This is a genomic window from Siphonobacter sp. SORGH_AS_1065 (assembly GCF_030818595.1).
Classification (GTDB): domain Bacteria; phylum Bacteroidota; class Bacteroidia; order Cytophagales; family Spirosomataceae; genus Siphonobacter.
Genome location: NZ_JAUTAM010000008.1, coordinates 108,891 through 124,203, shown reverse-complemented (window position 1 = coordinate 124,203; position 15,313 = coordinate 108,891). Strand labels below are relative to the sequence as shown.

Here is a 15,313-nt window from a genome sequence, read left to right as displayed (position 1 = left end):
ATGCAAAAGCGGGCCCACTTTCGCAGGTCCGCTTTTACTATCGAATAATTACCAATTATTGTTTCTCTACTAACCAGTTTTTCGCATTGACAAAAGCTTCCATCCAGGGAGAAACTTCATCTTTACGACCCGCAGGATAATAAGGCCAGTGCCACTGCAAGGCCGAACGTTCGGCGTGAGGCATCATCACCAGGTGGCGACCCGTTTTATCGCACATCATTGCGGTATCAAAGCTGGAACCGTTGGGGTTAGCCGGATACGTGTGATAGGTGTACTTCGCCGTGATCTGGTATTCGCTTTCGTCGTAAGGAAGCTCAAAACGACCTTCACCGTGCGAAATCCAAACCCCGAGTGTGCTACCCGCCAATGTTGAAAGCATCACGGAATTGTTTTCCTGAATCGTTACCGAAGTAAACAAGCTTTCGTGTTTGTGGCTTTCGTTATGTTTCATTTTAGGCTTCACTTCATGGTCAGGGTTAATTAATCCTAACTCGATGAAGAGCTGACAGCCATTACAAATCCCTACGGAAAGGGTGTCTTCGCGTTGGAAAAACTTCTCAATAGCCTGTTTCGCCTTTTCGTTATACAGGAACGAGCCAGCCCAGCCTTTAGCCGAACCTAGTACGTCGGAGTTAGAGAATCCACCTACTGCACCGAGGAACTGAATGTCTTCCAGCGTTTCCCGACCCGAAATCAAATCCGTCATGTGAACGTCTTTCACTTCGAAGCCCGCCAGGTATAAAGCATTTGCCAGTTCGCGTTCGGAATTACTTCCTTTCTCCCGAAGAACGGCTGCTTTCGGGCGGTAGCCTTCGATTACTGGTTTTTTACCCGTGAACTGCGTAGGGAAATGGTATTGCAACAGGTGATTTTTATAATTCTCAAAACGCTCTGTTGCTTTGGCCACACCACTTTGTTTCTGATCGAGCAGGTAAGACGTCTTGAACCATACATCACGCAGGTGATCGACGTTTAGTGACCAGCTTGCGTCCTGATCTTTGATCGTTACCGTAGCTTCAGCCGTTACTTCACCAATTTTATGGAAGGTCACTCCTTTGGCAGTCAGAATCTCCTCAACTGAAGCATCTGCCTGGAATACGATACTAATATTTTCAGCGAACAGTTTCGCTACGCTATCCTGCTGCCCTAAGGAAGTCAGGTCCAGGGTAGCTCCGAGGTTGCGATCCGCAAAGCAAAGTTCGAGTAAGGTCGTAATCAAACCACCGCTGCCTACATCGTGACCCGCCTGAATTTTTCCGGCTTTGATCAATTCCTGAATGGCATCGAAAGCGGTTTTGAACGCTTCGGCATTTACTACGTCCGGGGTTTCGTTACCAATTCGGTTTAGAATCTGAGCCAGCGAAGAACCACCCAGCTTGTATTGGTCGCCCGAGAGGTTAATGTAGTAAATCGAACCGCCGTCTTTTTGTAAAACGGGCTCAATCACGCCACGCACGTCATTACAGGGGGCACCTGCGGAGATAATCACCGTTCCGGGAGCAATCACATCCGCGTTGGGATATTTCTGCTTCATGGACAGCGAATCTTTACCCGTTGGAATGTTGATTCCTAAACTAATCGCAAAATCAGAACAGGCTTGAACGGCCTGGTATAAACGAGCGTCTTCGCCCTTGTTCTTACAGGCCCACATCCAGTTAGCCGATAGCGAAACGCTTTTCAGACCTTCTTCAAGTGGAGCCCAGATGATGTTTGAAAGAGCTTCGGCAACCGCATTACGACTACCCGCTGCCGGATCAATCAGAGCCGAGATTGGGGCGTGACCGATGGAAGTAGCAATCCCGTCTTTACCCTGAAAATCCAGAGCCATTACCCCAACGTTATTGAGGGGTAAGTGCAGGGGACCGACATTCTGCTGTTTCGCTACGCGACCACCTACACAACGGTCTACTTTATTGGTTAACCAGTCTTTACTAGCCACCGCTTCGAGTTGAAGAACGGCCTCCAGATAGGTTTCTAATTCATTCACATCATAAGTAACGGGCTGATAGGTACGTTCTACCGTTTCGTCAACCATGATGGTTTTGGGAGCACTGCCAAACATATCAGACAGTGCCAAATCCATCGGTTTCGCGTCTTTTGTGTGAGACGCAATGGTAAAGCGATGGTCGGCGGTTACTTCACCTACGTTATACATGGGAGCCCGCTCACGTTCAGCAATGCGTTGCAGGGTTTCCACATCAGCAGAGCCAATCACTAAGCCCATCCGCTCCTGCGACTCATTACCTACAATTTCTTTCGCTGAAAGCGTAGGATCGCCCACGGGTAACTTATCCAGATCAATAGATCCGCCCGTATCTTCAATCAATTCGGACAGACAGTTCAGGTGTCCACCGGCTCCGTGATCGTGAATCGAAACGATGGGGTTGTTATCACTTTCCACCAATCCACGAACGGCATTAGCGACGCGTTTCTGCATTTCAGGGTTTGAACGCTGAATGGCGTTTAACTCAATCCCTGAACCGAATTTCCCCGTATCAGCCGAAGACACCGCCGCACCGCCTAAGCCAATGCGATAGTTATCTCCACCCATTACAACGATCTGATCGCCCTGTTGGGGCTGGTGCTTAATGGCTTGCTCGGCTTTGCCGTAGCCAATTCCACCCGCCTGCATGATTACTTTATCGTAACCCAGCGTGCGACCGTCTTCTTCGTGTTCAAAGGTTAATACCGAACCCGTAATGAGGGGTTGGCCGAATTTATTACCAAAATCGGTGGCACCGTTAGACGCTTTAATCAGAATGTCCATCGGCGTTTGGTATAACCATTTACGCTCGGCTACACCCTTCTCCCAGGGACGATCTTTTTCCAGACGAGAAAGAGCCGTCATGTAAACCGCCGTTCCCGCCAGAGGAATGGCTCCCTGACCACCGGCTAAGCGGTCACGAATTTCTCCACCCGAACCCGTAGCAGCACCGCTGAAAGGCTCAACCGTCGTTGGGAAGTTATGCGTTTCGGCTTTCAGAGAGATGACTGAGTCAAACTCTTTTACCTCGTAAAATTCGGGAACGTCGGGACGTTTCGGTGCAAACTGCTGCACGCGAGGGCCCTTCACGAACGCCACGTTATCTTTATACGCCGAAACAATACCATTAGGATTGGTTTCCGACGTTTTACGAATCAGCTTGAACAGAGAAGTAGGTTTAGCTTCACCGTCAATCACGAAAGTGCCATTGAAGATTTTGTGACGGCAGTGCTCGGAGTTAACCTGCGAAAAGCCAAATACTTCGGCATCGGTAAGCTTCCGACCTAATTTTTCTGAAAGATTATTAAGGTATTCTACCTCTTCATCACTCAGCGAAAGACCCTCCTGTTTGTTATAAGCGGCAATATCATCCAGCTCGATAATCGGTTCGGGTTCGATGTTGATGGTGAAGATTTCCTGATTGAGTTCCTCATATTTCTGAGAAACCATCGGATCAAAACCGGTGAAATCAGCCGCTACTTTCGTAAACTCTTCGATTCGGCTGATTCCCGTAATATTCATATTCTGGGTAATCTCTACAGCATTGGTACTCCAGGGGGTGATCATGGCTGCCCGCGGGCCCGTAAACACCTGATTGATCGTAGTTTCTGGCAATAAGGATGAATCTCCGAAGAGCCAGTTCAATTTAGAAATGTCCGCGTCAGTCAAAGACTGCTGGGTTTCAACCGCGTAAACAGTAACCTGATCGGCAGAAAAGAAATAAATCATGTTTGGAGTCGTAATGCTAGATAAAAGCTTAGTACTTGCTACAAAGGTAGCGTGATTCGACCGTTTTTCAGAAAAAAATCCAAGTTGAAGGAAGGAGCATGAAAAATGAGTGATTTCACACCCCTTTTCTGCTTAAAATTACATTTGCCCACCTTTCCGAACCCCAAACGCGGGCTGAAAGCGTGTTCATCTGATTGGGCAACACAAAAACTCAACGGATCATTCCGACCAAATTCTTTTTAATAGGAAGGGGTTTTCTAATAAATGGAATTTTAATAAAACAGGGAGGTCGTGAGTAAACCTTTCTTCTTTGGAGCGAGATTCCATCTCGTTCCTACTCGATAAGGCAGGTTCCTACCTGCCATGAGGCCCCAAGCATTCCCCGCAGTCACTCGGCTAGAGCCGAGTGACCACTTAGCTCTAGGCCTCTGGCCGATAGCATGCAAATCAGAAGCTGGTCAGAGAACACCTTATCCTAAACGAAATTAGGCTTGCTCCCATCGACGCTTGCCGAACAACGAAGCCAGTCCCATTCCAGAAGGTCTTTCCTTACGTTCGAGATCACAGAGAGCGGCTTCGTTTCTCGCTCATCCGGAGTGATTCCATTCGTTTCGTGATCAGTAAAGATTTCAAAACCCATGATTCGCATTAATAATGCTAACGATTAGACATTTTAAGCAGTCTTCTGAAGCCATTACCAATGATCCCAAATTTTTATTACCTGTAGCGTTCGCTTTTATATTTGTGCACCTGTACAAACCAAATATTATTAAGTCATTAGATGCCAGATATTTACGAACCTGATTACGTTAAAGAACTATTTAATCAAATGTCCGGCTCTTATGAGCGGATGAATTACATTACCTCGTTTGGGTTTTCTATTCGCTGGAGAAAACAGTTTTTACGGAAATTAGGAGCCTCTCAGGAACCCATACAAATCATTGATTTACTTTCAGGATTGGGTGAAAACTGGGAATTTCTCCATAAAAATTTCCCCAAAGCAGACATCTGGGCGTTGGACTTTTCAGAAAAAATGGTTCGGCAAAGTCAGCTGAAAAATGCCAGAAAATTTGATAATAAAATACAGATTACGTGTCAGAATATTTTGGCTAATCAATTACCCACTGGTTTTTTCGATTATGTTTCCTGTGCCTATGGTTTGAAGACCTTTAATCAGGAGCAGCTTCAAATCCTGGCCAAAGAGGTAACCCGCATTTTAAAACCAGGAGGTGTGTTTACTTTTGTAGAAGTATCAAAGCCATCCAATAAAATGCTCGCTTTGCTTTACAAATTTTACTTAGGAAAAGTTATTCCAATCCTGGGAAAACTTTTTCTGGGAAATCCCGAGGATTACCGAATGCTCTGGATTTATACTGAAAAGTTTAAAAATACTTCCTACGTAAAACAGGTATTTGAAGAGGCTGGACTGGAAGTAAGGCATGAGCCCTATTTTTTCGGTTGTGCCAGTGGTTTAAGTGGCCGAAAATGAGAAGATTTTAAATACTTTCTTTGCAATCAGCCAACGAATCTGGATTATCAGCTACTGTTAAACTTTCATCGCAAACCAAGTCTATGAAAAGATTTAGCAACAACCGGGGTTATAATTCTGTTTAGAGAAAAGCTGCCTTTGTTCATTTTACGCTCGCTTATGAAATCAACCTTTATACTAATATTCTGCCTATTGATAATGGGTGTGGCTTCAGGTCAAACCTATCCTACCACTTTTGCAAGTTTATCTCAACACAGCGTATACGTCGAAGCGGGTGGACCTGGGTTATACGGTTCTCTGAATTATGAACTACAGCTAACGGATAAGCCTAAATTTGGTCTTCGGGCAGGCCTGGGGTATTACCATCACAACGCCAAATACCTCACTATTCCATTGGGAGCCAACTACTTGTTTACGTTAGAAGAAGAAAAGTCTTACATTGAAATGGGCGTGGGCGTTACCTTTGCCCGGGCAGATGGCAAACTTCGTGGAGCCTCAACCAACCCGGATGCCGACCATTTCACGAGTTATATTCCCAGCATTGGTTACCGTCGCCACACCTATGATGAGTGGATTTGGCGGATCATGCTCACTCCTATCATCAACAATTTCGGATTAAGCCCCTGGCTGGGTGTTTCCTTCGGAAAACGATTTTAACCATATCGCACAAAAAAGGCCCATGATTGAACATGTGCCTTTTTTATTGCTTAATGTCTCCTATCGTTCCTAGCTATGCTATTATTCTTTTATTTTTTCCTGTCATTCAGAGCGTAGCGAAGAACCTTATTCCCTTTGGTGAAGTGCTTGGTCTTAAGGAAAACTAGCCTTCACACAGTCGCTCGGCTCTAGCCAAGTGGCTACTAAGCCTCTGGCCGGTAAGATGCAAACTAGTAGCGGATAAAAAAAAACCTTTCTTCAGCAAAAGATCCTTGCAATCATCGGCCAGAGGCCTACTACACTATATCGTCACTCGGCAGATAGGCTCTAACTGAGCGTTAGTGCGTTTATCCAAACCATTGTCAGTATTGAGCTTGCAGAACGACACCCTAACCGCACAGATAGTAAGTTAGAAAAACAAGTTCTTTATCCCTATTCGGAACTTTGGTACAATGATACCTTCTCTGCTAAGATAAAATCATTGTCGTTTTTATCCATAATGAGTTCTTCATTGGTTGGATCAAATGAGATATAAAATAAATTTTCATTTTTAAAAAATTTATATATTTCAATAGTTGAGAAAGAACTATCAGCTAAATAATAGAACCCATATTCTTTGATTGCTTCAAATTCAAGATAAATAGATTTGTACTTTTTTGAATACATTAATGTTATATCTAAACCAATAAATAAAATATTGCTCTTAATTTGTATACTAATTTTTTTGATAGTACCACTTATCAAACTCTCCTTATCCGATAAGAAAGAAATAACCTCTTCATTTTTTGCTAATAATTTCATACTCTATTGATTATGAGTTAAAGTCTTTCTCCAGGTCGTTGGTATAAAGCATAACCATCTACAAATTCATAATTTATGCTACCTGCTGCATTATACATTCATCTTTCCCAAAATGCAACCATCTATGTTAGAAAAGCTGAAAAACATACTGCCATTTGACGATAAGCAGTGGAATCAGTATGCGAGTTATTTCAAAAGAATACAGGTTCCTGCGAAAACGGTGTTGATACAGGAGGGCGAAATCTCAAAAAAGGCGTTTTTCATTGAAAAAGGATGCATTAGGGTCTGGTTTAACAACGATGGAAAAGACATAACCTTTCAGTTTTTTTTCGAGAATGAAAGAGTATCATCCGTAGAAAGCTTCAAGAAGAATATTCCAAGTATTGTAACCTTGGAAACCATAGAGCCCAGCACTTTATGGGTCATCGATAAGCAAGATATGGATCAAATCATGCGTGACGGCTTTGAAATCCCTAAAGTACGTGAAAAGCTCATCGATACCTTATTTGACCGGAATATCCATTACATGAAACATTGCCTCTCCTTCATAAGAGACACACCGCAGCAACGCTATCTTCATCTTCTAGAAACCCAACCCCAAATCATTCAGCGTATCCCGCAACATTACATTGCTTCTTACCTGGGGATTACTACTGTCCATTTAAGTCGGGTAAAAAGTAAGCTGCTGAAAGGAAAATAGCAGGTCTGAATTTGATAACATATGTTATCGCTTGCCTGATAGGCCTCCGAATAGTTTTGCATTGTACTCAATGACAATGTAAAATGAAGTCTCAAAAAATAATTTACTGGATATCGACGGGTCTTTTTGCGGTCTGGATGTTGGCAAACGCTAAGGCGTATTTAACTTCCGAAGAAGCAAAAAGACTTTGCGTTCATTTTGGCTTTCCCGATTACTTCCGGGTAGAATTGGCTATTGCCAAGATTTTAGGAACGGCAGCTTTGTTGCTTCCTGTAGTTAGGAATAACCCGAAAGAATGGGCTTACGCAGGTTTTTTCATCACGGTTGTCTCGGGGTTCATTGCCCATCTTGCCTCAGGCGATTCGCTGATCTCATCTTCTTCTGCATTACTGGCATTGGCCCTCTTACTCACTTCGTACTTCACTTACCATCATTTAAACCAATAAAATGAAAGCAGCAGTAATTTTCCAGCAGGGCGAAATGCCCCAATACGCCGATTTTCCAGAACCAGGCGTAAAAAATGACGACGAGTTAGTAATCTCTGTAAAAGCAGCAGCCATCAAAAATTTCGACAAAGGCAGGGTAAAAGGCACTCATTACTCAGCCGAAGCCGAAAGACAGAACGCGATAGTAATTGGCGGCGATGGGGTCGGTTTGCTGGCAGACGGCACCAGAGTCTATGCTTTGGGCGAAGGTATGATGGCAGAAAAAGCCATTGTTGATAAAAGAAAAATAGTAAAGGTACCCGATGGAATGGATGACGCTTCGGCTTGTGCCTTACCTAATGCGGTTGCGGGCTCGGCAATGGCTCTTCGTTTCAGAGCAGCTATAAAACCAGGCGAAACCGTTTTAATCAACGGAGCAACGGGATTTACCGGTAAAATTGCCATTCAGGTGGCCAAGCATTACGGAGCGAAAAAAGTAATCGTTACGGGCAGAAATCAGGCCTCGCTCCAATCCTTAGTAGCATTAGGGGCCGGCGAAACGGTTTTGACGACACAAACCGATGAAGCGTTTATCACCCAGCTGAAAGCCATACACAATAATACGCCCATAGATATCATCCTGGATTATTTGTGGGGCCACACGGCTGAACTTTTACTTGCGTCTCTAAAAGGAAATGGCTCCTTTACCCACAAGACCAGATTTATTTCCATCGGTTCGGTAACAGGCGACAAAATTCAGTTATCAGCAGAGAATTTACGCAGTGTGGATCTTCAGCTTTCAGGATCAGGTTTAGGAAGCTGGACAAGAGATGAAATGAAGCTGTTATTTACAGAAATACTTCCAGAAATGTTTCAACTGGCAGCTGATAACCAGCTCAAAGTAGAGACCATAGAAGTGAAGTTATCGGACATTGAAAAATTGTGGGAAATGGAGGTGTCAGATGGGAAACGTTTGGTTGTTACCATTTAATTAGTTGATAGTTTTTGGTTGTTAGTCGATCGTTTGATAGTCAACGTTTTACAGCCGAACCAGTATAGTAGTATGCTAGCAAAATCGCTCCGCCGTTGTTGGTGACACTTTTTCAAACACCAACAACGGCATAACACCTTCTATGTCTTACGATCCAACAACATCTAAGAGCTTATTACCAAAGCTTCACCAACGTTCTTCCTTCCGTTTGGCCTGCTAACATTTGGTCTATTTGCTCCGGCAGCTCCTCCAGCGTTAATTGTTTAGTAAAGCTCACTAGCTGTTCGGGTTTCCATTCGTTGGCTAGTAAGTTCCAAACCCGTTGCCGGACTAGCATGGATGCCTGAACCGAATCCACGCCTAATAAGCTCACGCCATTAAGGATAAAAGGGAAAACCGTCAGGTTTAAATCACCGGATTGAGCCATTCCGCAGGCAGCCACTACGCCATTATACTGAAGTGAGCGTACCAGCGTGGTTAATACACTTCCACCAACGGTATCAATGGCACCCGCAAAACGAGGTTTCAGCAAAGCCCGTTTACTTTCGTCCGTGAATTCCTGCCGATCCAACCACTCCGTTCCGTTTAATTGTTGTTGTAAATCAGTATTTTTCTTGCCTGAAATACCTACGGTCTGGTAGCCCAGCTTACTTAACAGTTGCAGACTGATACTTCCTACGCCACCCGTCGCTCCACTTACGGCGATTGGGCCATCGGAAGGCTTAATTCCAGCCTGAACAAGTTTGTCAACGCAAAGTCCGGCAGTAAAGCCCGCCGTTCCCAAAGCCATGGCTTCCTGAGGTTGTAAGTTTGGGGGTAAGGCTACTATCCACTCGCCCGGAACCCGGATGTACTGTCCGTACCCGCCCCAGGTATTCATTCCCAAATCAAAACCAGTTACTAAAACCTGATCTCCTTTTTTCCAGAGCTTTCCTGAAGATTCCTCTACCACGCCTACCGCATCAATGCCCGGAACGTGCGGAAAAGTACGGGTAACTCCCTTATTACCAGTCGCGGACAGGGCATCTTTATAGTTTAAAGAAGAATACGTTACCCGAATCAAGGTATCGTGATCAGGTAAGGAGCTTAGCGGTACTTGCTGAACTTGTTTCAAAAACTGGCCGTTTTCTTCCCTGATGAGTAGAGCTTTGAATGTATTTTCCATGAGCGTATGTCTGGTAATGAAGCCGAAACCTAGAAAAATCCGTTCTTGCAAGCAAGTTATTCCTCAGACTAGCCCTGATTACCTGCCTTTCTCTTATGCCAAGTAAGGAAAATCAATTAAGGAATGATTACGTATAAACAAAAGCCCGACTCGCGACTGGCAGGCGTAATTGATCACTTTTACGCCGTTCAGATTCCGATCCATTCAGAACCTATCATTCAGCATTTATCTCCCAATCTGGAGTTAATGCTGGTATTTAATTTCGGTGATCCCATCCGTTATTCCTTTGGGAATAAGGCATTAATAGAGCATTCATTTAGCCAGGTTACCCTGATTGGCCCCCTTCGACAAATGCTGAATTATGAACTAAAACCTGGTGATGATCTACTGGTTATTGGGTTTACGCTGGATGGATTTTTTCGCTTTTTATCCCTTGAAAAAATTACTATTGAAAGCTTAACCGAAAGCGAATCCGTTTTAGCTTTTCCGAGTTTGAATGCTCTCTACCTTTCGCTAGCGGATATTCCTGATTTTGACCCACGCGTAGCCTATCTTACCTCGCATATTTTACGCGAATTAAGTCCTTCGGAGGATGCAGCTTCAACGCTATTGGAACATGCTTCCCTGTTTCATCAAGACGTACTGAATCCCGTTAAGGTCATGGCCGATCAGCATTCACTTTCGGAGCGAACGGTTCAGTTACGTTTTAAGAAATACGTAGGCTATTCACCCAAAGAACTGCTTCGTTTTCTGCGATTCAAAAAAGTGATTCAACAGGTAATCAATCAACCCGATACCCCCTGGTTTGATCTCATCGAAGCGTTCGGGTATCATGACCAGAGTCATTTCATTAAAGACTTTAAACAGTATACGGGCCTGAGTCCAAAGGAGTTTCGCAAACTTCAGGAGAACGGCAATTTCTGTATTAGTTTTCCTGATCGACTCTATTAGAAAGCTTATTAATTCGTAATTACACTGCCCAGCCCTGTACTGAAAGACTTTAGCCGAGCATAGGCCGCTGACGTATTTTCTTTTTTATCAAACTGCAAATGAAGCTCTCCTTTGGAGGCTTCAATCCTGAATTTAGTGTGATCTGGCAGTGTTACTGCATAAGTAACGTCCGAAGAATTCAATGGGATTACCTGAACTGGTTTATAATAATCATTGACGTATTCCCTAACCTTCGCGGTTCGGGAATTGTCAAATTTTGCATCTAGTTTGTAACTAGTATCGTTTTCAATAACTGAAATTTTCGTTTCGTTAGAGCACGAAGAAAGGGCCGTCACGCCCACCAGTACTAAGATTGAAAGTGATTTCATAGATATATTGCATTACAAGGTACTATGTAATATAAATATACTTAATTACTTGATTGCTAATTTATTTACAAACGGTTATTATCCATCGATAAACGGAACTAGTACTTATAAAAGTAAAAAGCCTGGGCTAATAAATAACCCAGGCTTTTCCAGAAATGCCATTCTTATAGTTTTGGCTCCCAGCCTTTTTCGTAGTCCCGACTCCAAAGTTTCATGGCTTCTTTGTCCTGAATACGGCCATTTTTCGAATCCACTTTGAAAGATTTGTTGGTACGGTAGGCAATGTTAGCTAAGTGACAGAGTAAAGTACTTTTCGCTCCTTCGTCGATGGGTGAATTTTGTTTGGCTTTTCCCCGAATGGCTTCGAAGAAGTTAACCATATGGCCCGTTGTCATGTCGCCACCACCTCCTAATGCCGTACCCGCTTCAGAACCTTTGGCCTTGCTGTCTTTCAGCAATTTACCTTCGCGACTGTATAACTTATAGCCATCCCGATCTACGTATACACTACCCGTAGAGCCATAGATGATCGTTCCGCGATCAGTACCGTACGTTTTATACCCGCTGCGGCTTTTTCCATCCCACTTGATGATTTTATTACCACCAAATTTGAAAGTTGCATCCATCGTATCATATACCGCCCAACCATCGTCCAGGAAATGACGTTTGGCCGCCTCTACCTCTACAAATTCCGGGTATTCAACCTGCAAGGCCCAACGGGCTATGTCCAGTTCGTGGGTAGCGTTATTACCACTTTCTGCCGTACCGTACGTCCAACCGTACCAGTGCCAGTTATAGTCCCAGGTGTCGTGTGTATAGTCCGTGCGAGGAGCGGGCCCCTGAAATAAATCCCAGTCTAAGCCTTCTGGAATCGGTGCTTTCTTCGGAATGGGCACTTCCCCGCGAGTGGCTGAGTAAAAAGCCACCGCTTTATAAGGGGTTCCAATCGCTCCGTTATGAATTTGATGAATAATATCGATGGTTTCAGGAGACGAACGCTGCTGATTACCCATCTGAATTACCTTGTTATACTTCTTCTGAAAAGCAACCAGTAACTCGCCTTCATGGGGGTTATGACTGCAAGGTTTCTCCACATACACATGTTTACCCGCCTGAACGGCCATCCAGGTTCCCGGAGCATGCCAGTGGTCGGGCGTAGCATTGATTAATACGTCGATATTCTTGTCTTCAATCACTTTCCGAATATCATTTTCCAGCTTTGGGGTGTAATCAATGTGTTTGGAAAATTGCTTCACGGCGGATTCCCGCTGCTTTTTCATCACGTCACAAAGCGTAATGAGTTGCACATTACTGTCTTTACGGGCAATGGGATCAAAATAAGCTCCCAGTCGACGACCTAAACCGGCAATTGCCAGATTTAAACGGTCATTAGCACCTATAATGCGGGAATAACTTTTGGCAGACATGCCCTGGGCCAGACCACCGAAAGTGATACCAGCGGTTCCTAGTGCGGCTTTGACAATAAAATCTCTCCGTGATTTTTGCATGGAAATAGAAGGTTAATAGAGGCGTTTTCAGTAAGAAGTAAGTCATTATTTTCATTAAAGCTACTTCTTCTCTGAGTCATGTATTCTTTGCAAACTTTTCAGTATAAAGAATTCATGATTCAATTTATACCCAAACATTCCTAAAATTATCCTAAAAGTGAGATTTAAATAAAAGTGAGTTAACCTCTCCCTCCGTTCGAGCGAGCCGTGGGAAGAAGCCTTATTTCCGACCTGTCGTCCAGAGCGAAGCGAAGGATCTTTTGGGTTTTATTAACTTATCTCGGTCATGAGGAAACTTTAGCCGTGCCGTTTTACAGAAGGTCTTTCTTCGTTCGAGAGGACAGGTGAGGACAGTAGCTGCGAAGAAACGTCTTCTGGTTTTGAAAGGATAAAGACGCGACTTCCTCGTGGTTGGTGAGACACCAACCACGGCATAAATAGCAACCCTGTCCCCGGTTTCATCCCGGGAAGCAACCAAGTCAGCTCCTCCGCTTCGCTCTCGATGACAGATGGCAGCATAAATTCTCACCCTACGGTTCTCCCGAAGTGGAGAGGCTTACTTCTTTTTCACGCCATGGCTGGTGTCTCACCAGCCATATGTACGCAAATCGTGGTAGGTGAGACACCAACCACGGTTTGGAGAGGCTTACTTCTTTTTAACCAATCTCTTCACTATCACTTCATTTCCACCATCTTCTTCGCGGCTTTCATGTCTTCCATATTGCCTCTAATTCTCATGTTTAACTTGCTGTTTTTGAGCATATCGTTATCTGATATTATCTGCGAACGAAGATGGACGGTGAAAGGGAATTTTTTACCCTGAAACAGCATTTGTGTTCCTGCACTAATCATTTTTCCGAGTTCCACCTGCACCGGAATCTGGTACACTTTATCACTTTTGGCAGGAACACGGGTAACTCCCGGTGATTGACCATTGATTGTAGTTTTTTCTTTACCCAGGTCGATGGAATACCTCATGTTTTTAAACTGAATGGCGAAGTCATTTTTATTAATAAACCGAAGGTCTACATTCAGTTCAGATTTTTTGAGCTTGAATTTTTCCAGGTCAATGCCTACTACTTCAATTTCTGGAAGGTGATACAAAGGCAATCGTTTTTCCATTTCGATTCGAAGTGTATCGTGACCCAGCACTGGTTTCGCCAGTTTTAAGAAGACTTCAAACTGGTATAAAGCACTATCCTGACCCGCCGCTTCTCCTCTTTTTGCCACTTTAGAAAACGTATCAATCTTTAACTCCGTAGGAATATCAATCGTAACGCTGTCTCTGGGCTCAATCTTGAGCGGCTTCATGTAATCGCTTTCGATAATCTGAACCCCATCCACTTTTACCTGATAAACAAAATTTTCAATATCCATTCCCAAGGGTAAGGGATTGTCAATCAGCATTTTCATGGACATTTCCATCGTAGAATCGGTAATGGACGAAATTTCCGCCAAACTCATTTCTACGCGTGGCTTCAGACCAGAGACCGGATTCGCATTTTTACGTTCGTATCGCTTGAATAGAAACCAACCTGTTCCAGCCAGAATGATAAGAATTACCAGGGTAATAAAAACCTTTTTCATAAGGGTGTGTCTAAAAATAAGCCACAAAGCCTTAGAAAAGCATGCCTAGGGCAGGCTGGGCAAGGTCTGAATCATTTCCTTCAACCGGGGAGTCAGGTGTTCAGGATGGTAGGCAATGGCGTATTCAATTTCTAAAGGATGCTGATCTGCGTCCCACTGAATGTTTTTAACGAGAATGTCAGGGTAACGAGTCCAGTCGAAGAGGATGGGTACCAGAGCAATTCCCTGGTTCATACTTACCAGTTCACCCACTAAGTCCAGCGAAGAAACTTCCTGAGTTATAGAGGCTTTACGGTTAATTCCTGCTTGCTGAAAAATGGATTCTACCTGCGTATAAAAAGGATGAAGTGTAGCCGGAATTTCAATCCATTTTTCCTTTTTGAGCGAATTCAAATGAAGTTCAGAATCAGACGCAAGCCGATGGTTTTTAGGTAAAATCACACAAAGATGCCCTTTTCGATACACGTGTCCCTGCAAAGCATCCAGCCGAAGAGGCCAAAGGGTCATTCCTAATTGAATGGTCCCTTCCACCAGAGCCTCCTGTACGCTTATGTAGGTCGGTAACTCGACGAGCTGGATGTTCACTTCGGGAAAATGTTCGGAAAAGAGGGTTAGTATCTCCACTATCCGTTCGCGAAGTAACATTTTGTAGATACCCAACTTGACAAGCGTTCCTTTATGGGCCGTTTGACGAGTTGACTCTACTGCCCGTTGAGACGCCCGAATTACTTTATGAGCTTCATTGAGAAACACCTGTCCGGCGGGGGTCAATTCTGCCCTACGGAATTGCTTACGTCGGGTCGAGTCGAACAGCTCTACTCCCAGCTCACTTTCCAGCAATTGAATCTGCTGACTTAGTGCGGGTTGTGATACGAAAAGATTCTGAGCAGCTTTGCCAAAATGCAATTCTTTCGCGACTTCAATAAAATACCTTAGCTGACGTAATTCCACGAATACAG

13 protein-coding genes are annotated in these 15,313 nt (G+C 44.1%); 6 read left to right on the top strand and 7 right to left on the bottom strand.

The window, feature by feature from the left end:
* Positions 1-55 precede the first annotated feature (55 nt).
* Positions 56-3,712 (bottom strand): phosphoribosylformylglycinamidine synthase, encoded by a 3,657-nt coding sequence (gene purL / locus QE390_RS23090; RefSeq protein WP_307144090.1) that lies wholly within the window; start codon positions 3,710-3,712, stop codon positions 56-58.
* Between the two features lie 781 nt (positions 3,713-4,493).
* On the opposite strand from purL, the gene QE390_RS23085 reads away from it, so the two are divergent.
* Together QE390_RS23085 and QE390_RS23080 are read left to right on the top strand one after the other, a co-directional pair.
* The gene (locus QE390_RS23085; RefSeq protein WP_307144089.1) at positions 4,494-5,201 is read left to right on the top strand and encodes a class I SAM-dependent methyltransferase; all 708 of its coding nucleotides are present in this window, start codon (positions 4,494-4,496) and stop codon (positions 5,199-5,201) included.
* Positions 5,202-5,399: 198 nt separating this feature from the next.
* Entirely contained in the window at positions 5,400-5,858 is a 459-nt protein-coding gene (locus tag QE390_RS23080) for a hypothetical protein (protein WP_106636001.1), read from the top strand.
* A gap of 432 nt (positions 5,859-6,290) precedes the next feature.
* Here the strand turns inward: QE390_RS23080 and QE390_RS23075 are convergent, their stop codons facing one another.
* Entirely contained in the window at positions 6,291-6,659 is a 369-nt protein-coding gene (locus QE390_RS23075; RefSeq protein ID WP_307144088.1) for a hypothetical protein, read from the bottom strand.
* Positions 6,660-6,783: 124 nt separating this feature from the next.
* Here QE390_RS23075 and QE390_RS23070 point away from each other — a divergent pair, with 124 nt between their 5' ends.
* The 3 genes from QE390_RS23070 to QE390_RS23060 all read left to right on the top strand — a co-directional run bounded on the left by QE390_RS23070 (position 6,784) and on the right by QE390_RS23060 (position 8,775).
* On the top strand, positions 6,784-7,359 hold the full coding sequence (locus tag QE390_RS23070) for a Crp/Fnr family transcriptional regulator (protein WP_307144087.1): 576 nt from the start codon (positions 6,784-6,786) through the stop codon (positions 7,357-7,359).
* Between the two features lie 83 nt (positions 7,360-7,442).
* Positions 7,443-7,805, top strand: a complete 363-nt coding sequence (locus QE390_RS23065; protein WP_307144086.1) for a DoxX family protein — start codon at positions 7,443-7,445, stop codon at positions 7,803-7,805.
* Position 7,806: 1 nt separating this feature from the next.
* Positions 7,807-8,775, top strand: coding sequence for a zinc-binding alcohol dehydrogenase family protein (locus tag QE390_RS23060; RefSeq protein WP_307144085.1), 969 nt, complete (start codon positions 7,807-7,809; stop codon positions 8,773-8,775).
* A 175-nt stretch (positions 8,776-8,950) separates the two neighbouring features.
* Here the strand turns inward: QE390_RS23060 and QE390_RS23055 are convergent, their stop codons facing one another.
* The gene (locus tag QE390_RS23055) at positions 8,951-9,940 is read right to left on the bottom strand and encodes a YhdH/YhfP family quinone oxidoreductase (RefSeq protein WP_307144084.1); all 990 of its coding nucleotides are present in this window, start codon (positions 9,938-9,940) and stop codon (positions 8,951-8,953) included.
* A gap of 123 nt (positions 9,941-10,063) precedes the next feature.
* Between QE390_RS23055 and QE390_RS23050 the strand changes: the two genes are divergently transcribed.
* Positions 10,064-10,891: a helix-turn-helix domain-containing protein gene (locus QE390_RS23050; RefSeq protein ID WP_307144083.1), complete on the top strand. Its 828-nt coding sequence runs from the start codon at positions 10,064-10,066 to the stop codon at positions 10,889-10,891.
* Positions 10,892-10,899: 8 nt separating this feature from the next.
* Here QE390_RS23050 and QE390_RS23045 read toward each other — a convergent pair whose 3' ends face one another.
* The 4 genes from QE390_RS23045 to QE390_RS23030 all read right to left on the bottom strand — a co-directional run bounded on the left by QE390_RS23045 (position 10,900) and on the right by QE390_RS23030 (position 15,305).
* Positions 10,900-11,259, bottom strand: a complete 360-nt coding sequence (locus tag QE390_RS23045) for a hypothetical protein (RefSeq protein WP_307144082.1) — start codon at positions 11,257-11,259, stop codon at positions 10,900-10,902.
* 164 nt (positions 11,260-11,423) lie between these two features.
* Positions 11,424-12,767: a Gfo/Idh/MocA family protein gene (locus tag QE390_RS23040; RefSeq protein ID WP_307144081.1), complete on the bottom strand. Its 1,344-nt coding sequence runs from the start codon at positions 12,765-12,767 to the stop codon at positions 11,424-11,426.
* 675 nt (positions 12,768-13,442) lie between these two features.
* Positions 13,443-14,354, bottom strand: coding sequence for an LEA type 2 family protein (locus QE390_RS23035; RefSeq protein WP_307144080.1), 912 nt, complete (start codon positions 14,352-14,354; stop codon positions 13,443-13,445).
* Between the two features lie 45 nt (positions 14,355-14,399).
* Positions 14,400-15,305: a LysR family transcriptional regulator gene (locus QE390_RS23030; RefSeq protein ID WP_307144079.1), complete on the bottom strand. Its 906-nt coding sequence runs from the start codon at positions 15,303-15,305 to the stop codon at positions 14,400-14,402.
* Positions 15,306-15,313: the final 8 nt, after the last annotated feature.

What these genes read in the sequence shown, in the direction of transcription:
- purL (WP_307144090.1), bottom strand. Translation starts at nt 3,712, where the DNA reads ATGATTTATTTCTTTTCTGCCGATCAGGTTACTGTTTACGCGGTTGAA.
- QE390_RS23085 (WP_307144089.1), top strand. Translation starts at nt 4,494, where the DNA reads ATGCCAGATATTTACGAACCTGATTACGTTAAAGAACTATTTAATCAA.
- QE390_RS23080 (WP_106636001.1), top strand. Translation starts at nt 5,400, where the DNA reads ATGGGTGTGGCTTCAGGTCAAACCTATCCTACCACTTTTGCAAGTTTA.
- QE390_RS23075 (WP_307144088.1), bottom strand. Translation starts at nt 6,659, where the DNA reads ATGAAATTATTAGCAAAAAATGAAGAGGTTATTTCTTTCTTATCGGAT.
- QE390_RS23070 (WP_307144087.1), top strand. Translation starts at nt 6,784, where the DNA reads ATGTTAGAAAAGCTGAAAAACATACTGCCATTTGACGATAAGCAGTGG.
- QE390_RS23065 (WP_307144086.1), top strand. Translation starts at nt 7,443, where the DNA reads ATGAAGTCTCAAAAAATAATTTACTGGATATCGACGGGTCTTTTTGCG.
- QE390_RS23060 (WP_307144085.1), top strand. Translation starts at nt 7,807, where the DNA reads ATGAAAGCAGCAGTAATTTTCCAGCAGGGCGAAATGCCCCAATACGCC.
- QE390_RS23055 (WP_307144084.1), bottom strand. Translation starts at nt 9,940, where the DNA reads ATGGAAAATACATTCAAAGCTCTACTCATCAGGGAAGAAAACGGCCAG.
- QE390_RS23050 (WP_307144083.1), top strand. Translation starts at nt 10,064, where the DNA reads ATGATTACGTATAAACAAAAGCCCGACTCGCGACTGGCAGGCGTAATT.
- QE390_RS23045 (WP_307144082.1), bottom strand. Translation starts at nt 11,259, where the DNA reads ATGAAATCACTTTCAATCTTAGTACTGGTGGGCGTGACGGCCCTTTCT.
- QE390_RS23040 (WP_307144081.1), bottom strand. Translation starts at nt 12,767, where the DNA reads ATGCAAAAATCACGGAGAGATTTTATTGTCAAAGCCGCACTAGGAACC.
- QE390_RS23035 (WP_307144080.1), bottom strand. Translation starts at nt 14,354, where the DNA reads ATGAAAAAGGTTTTTATTACCCTGGTAATTCTTATCATTCTGGCTGGA.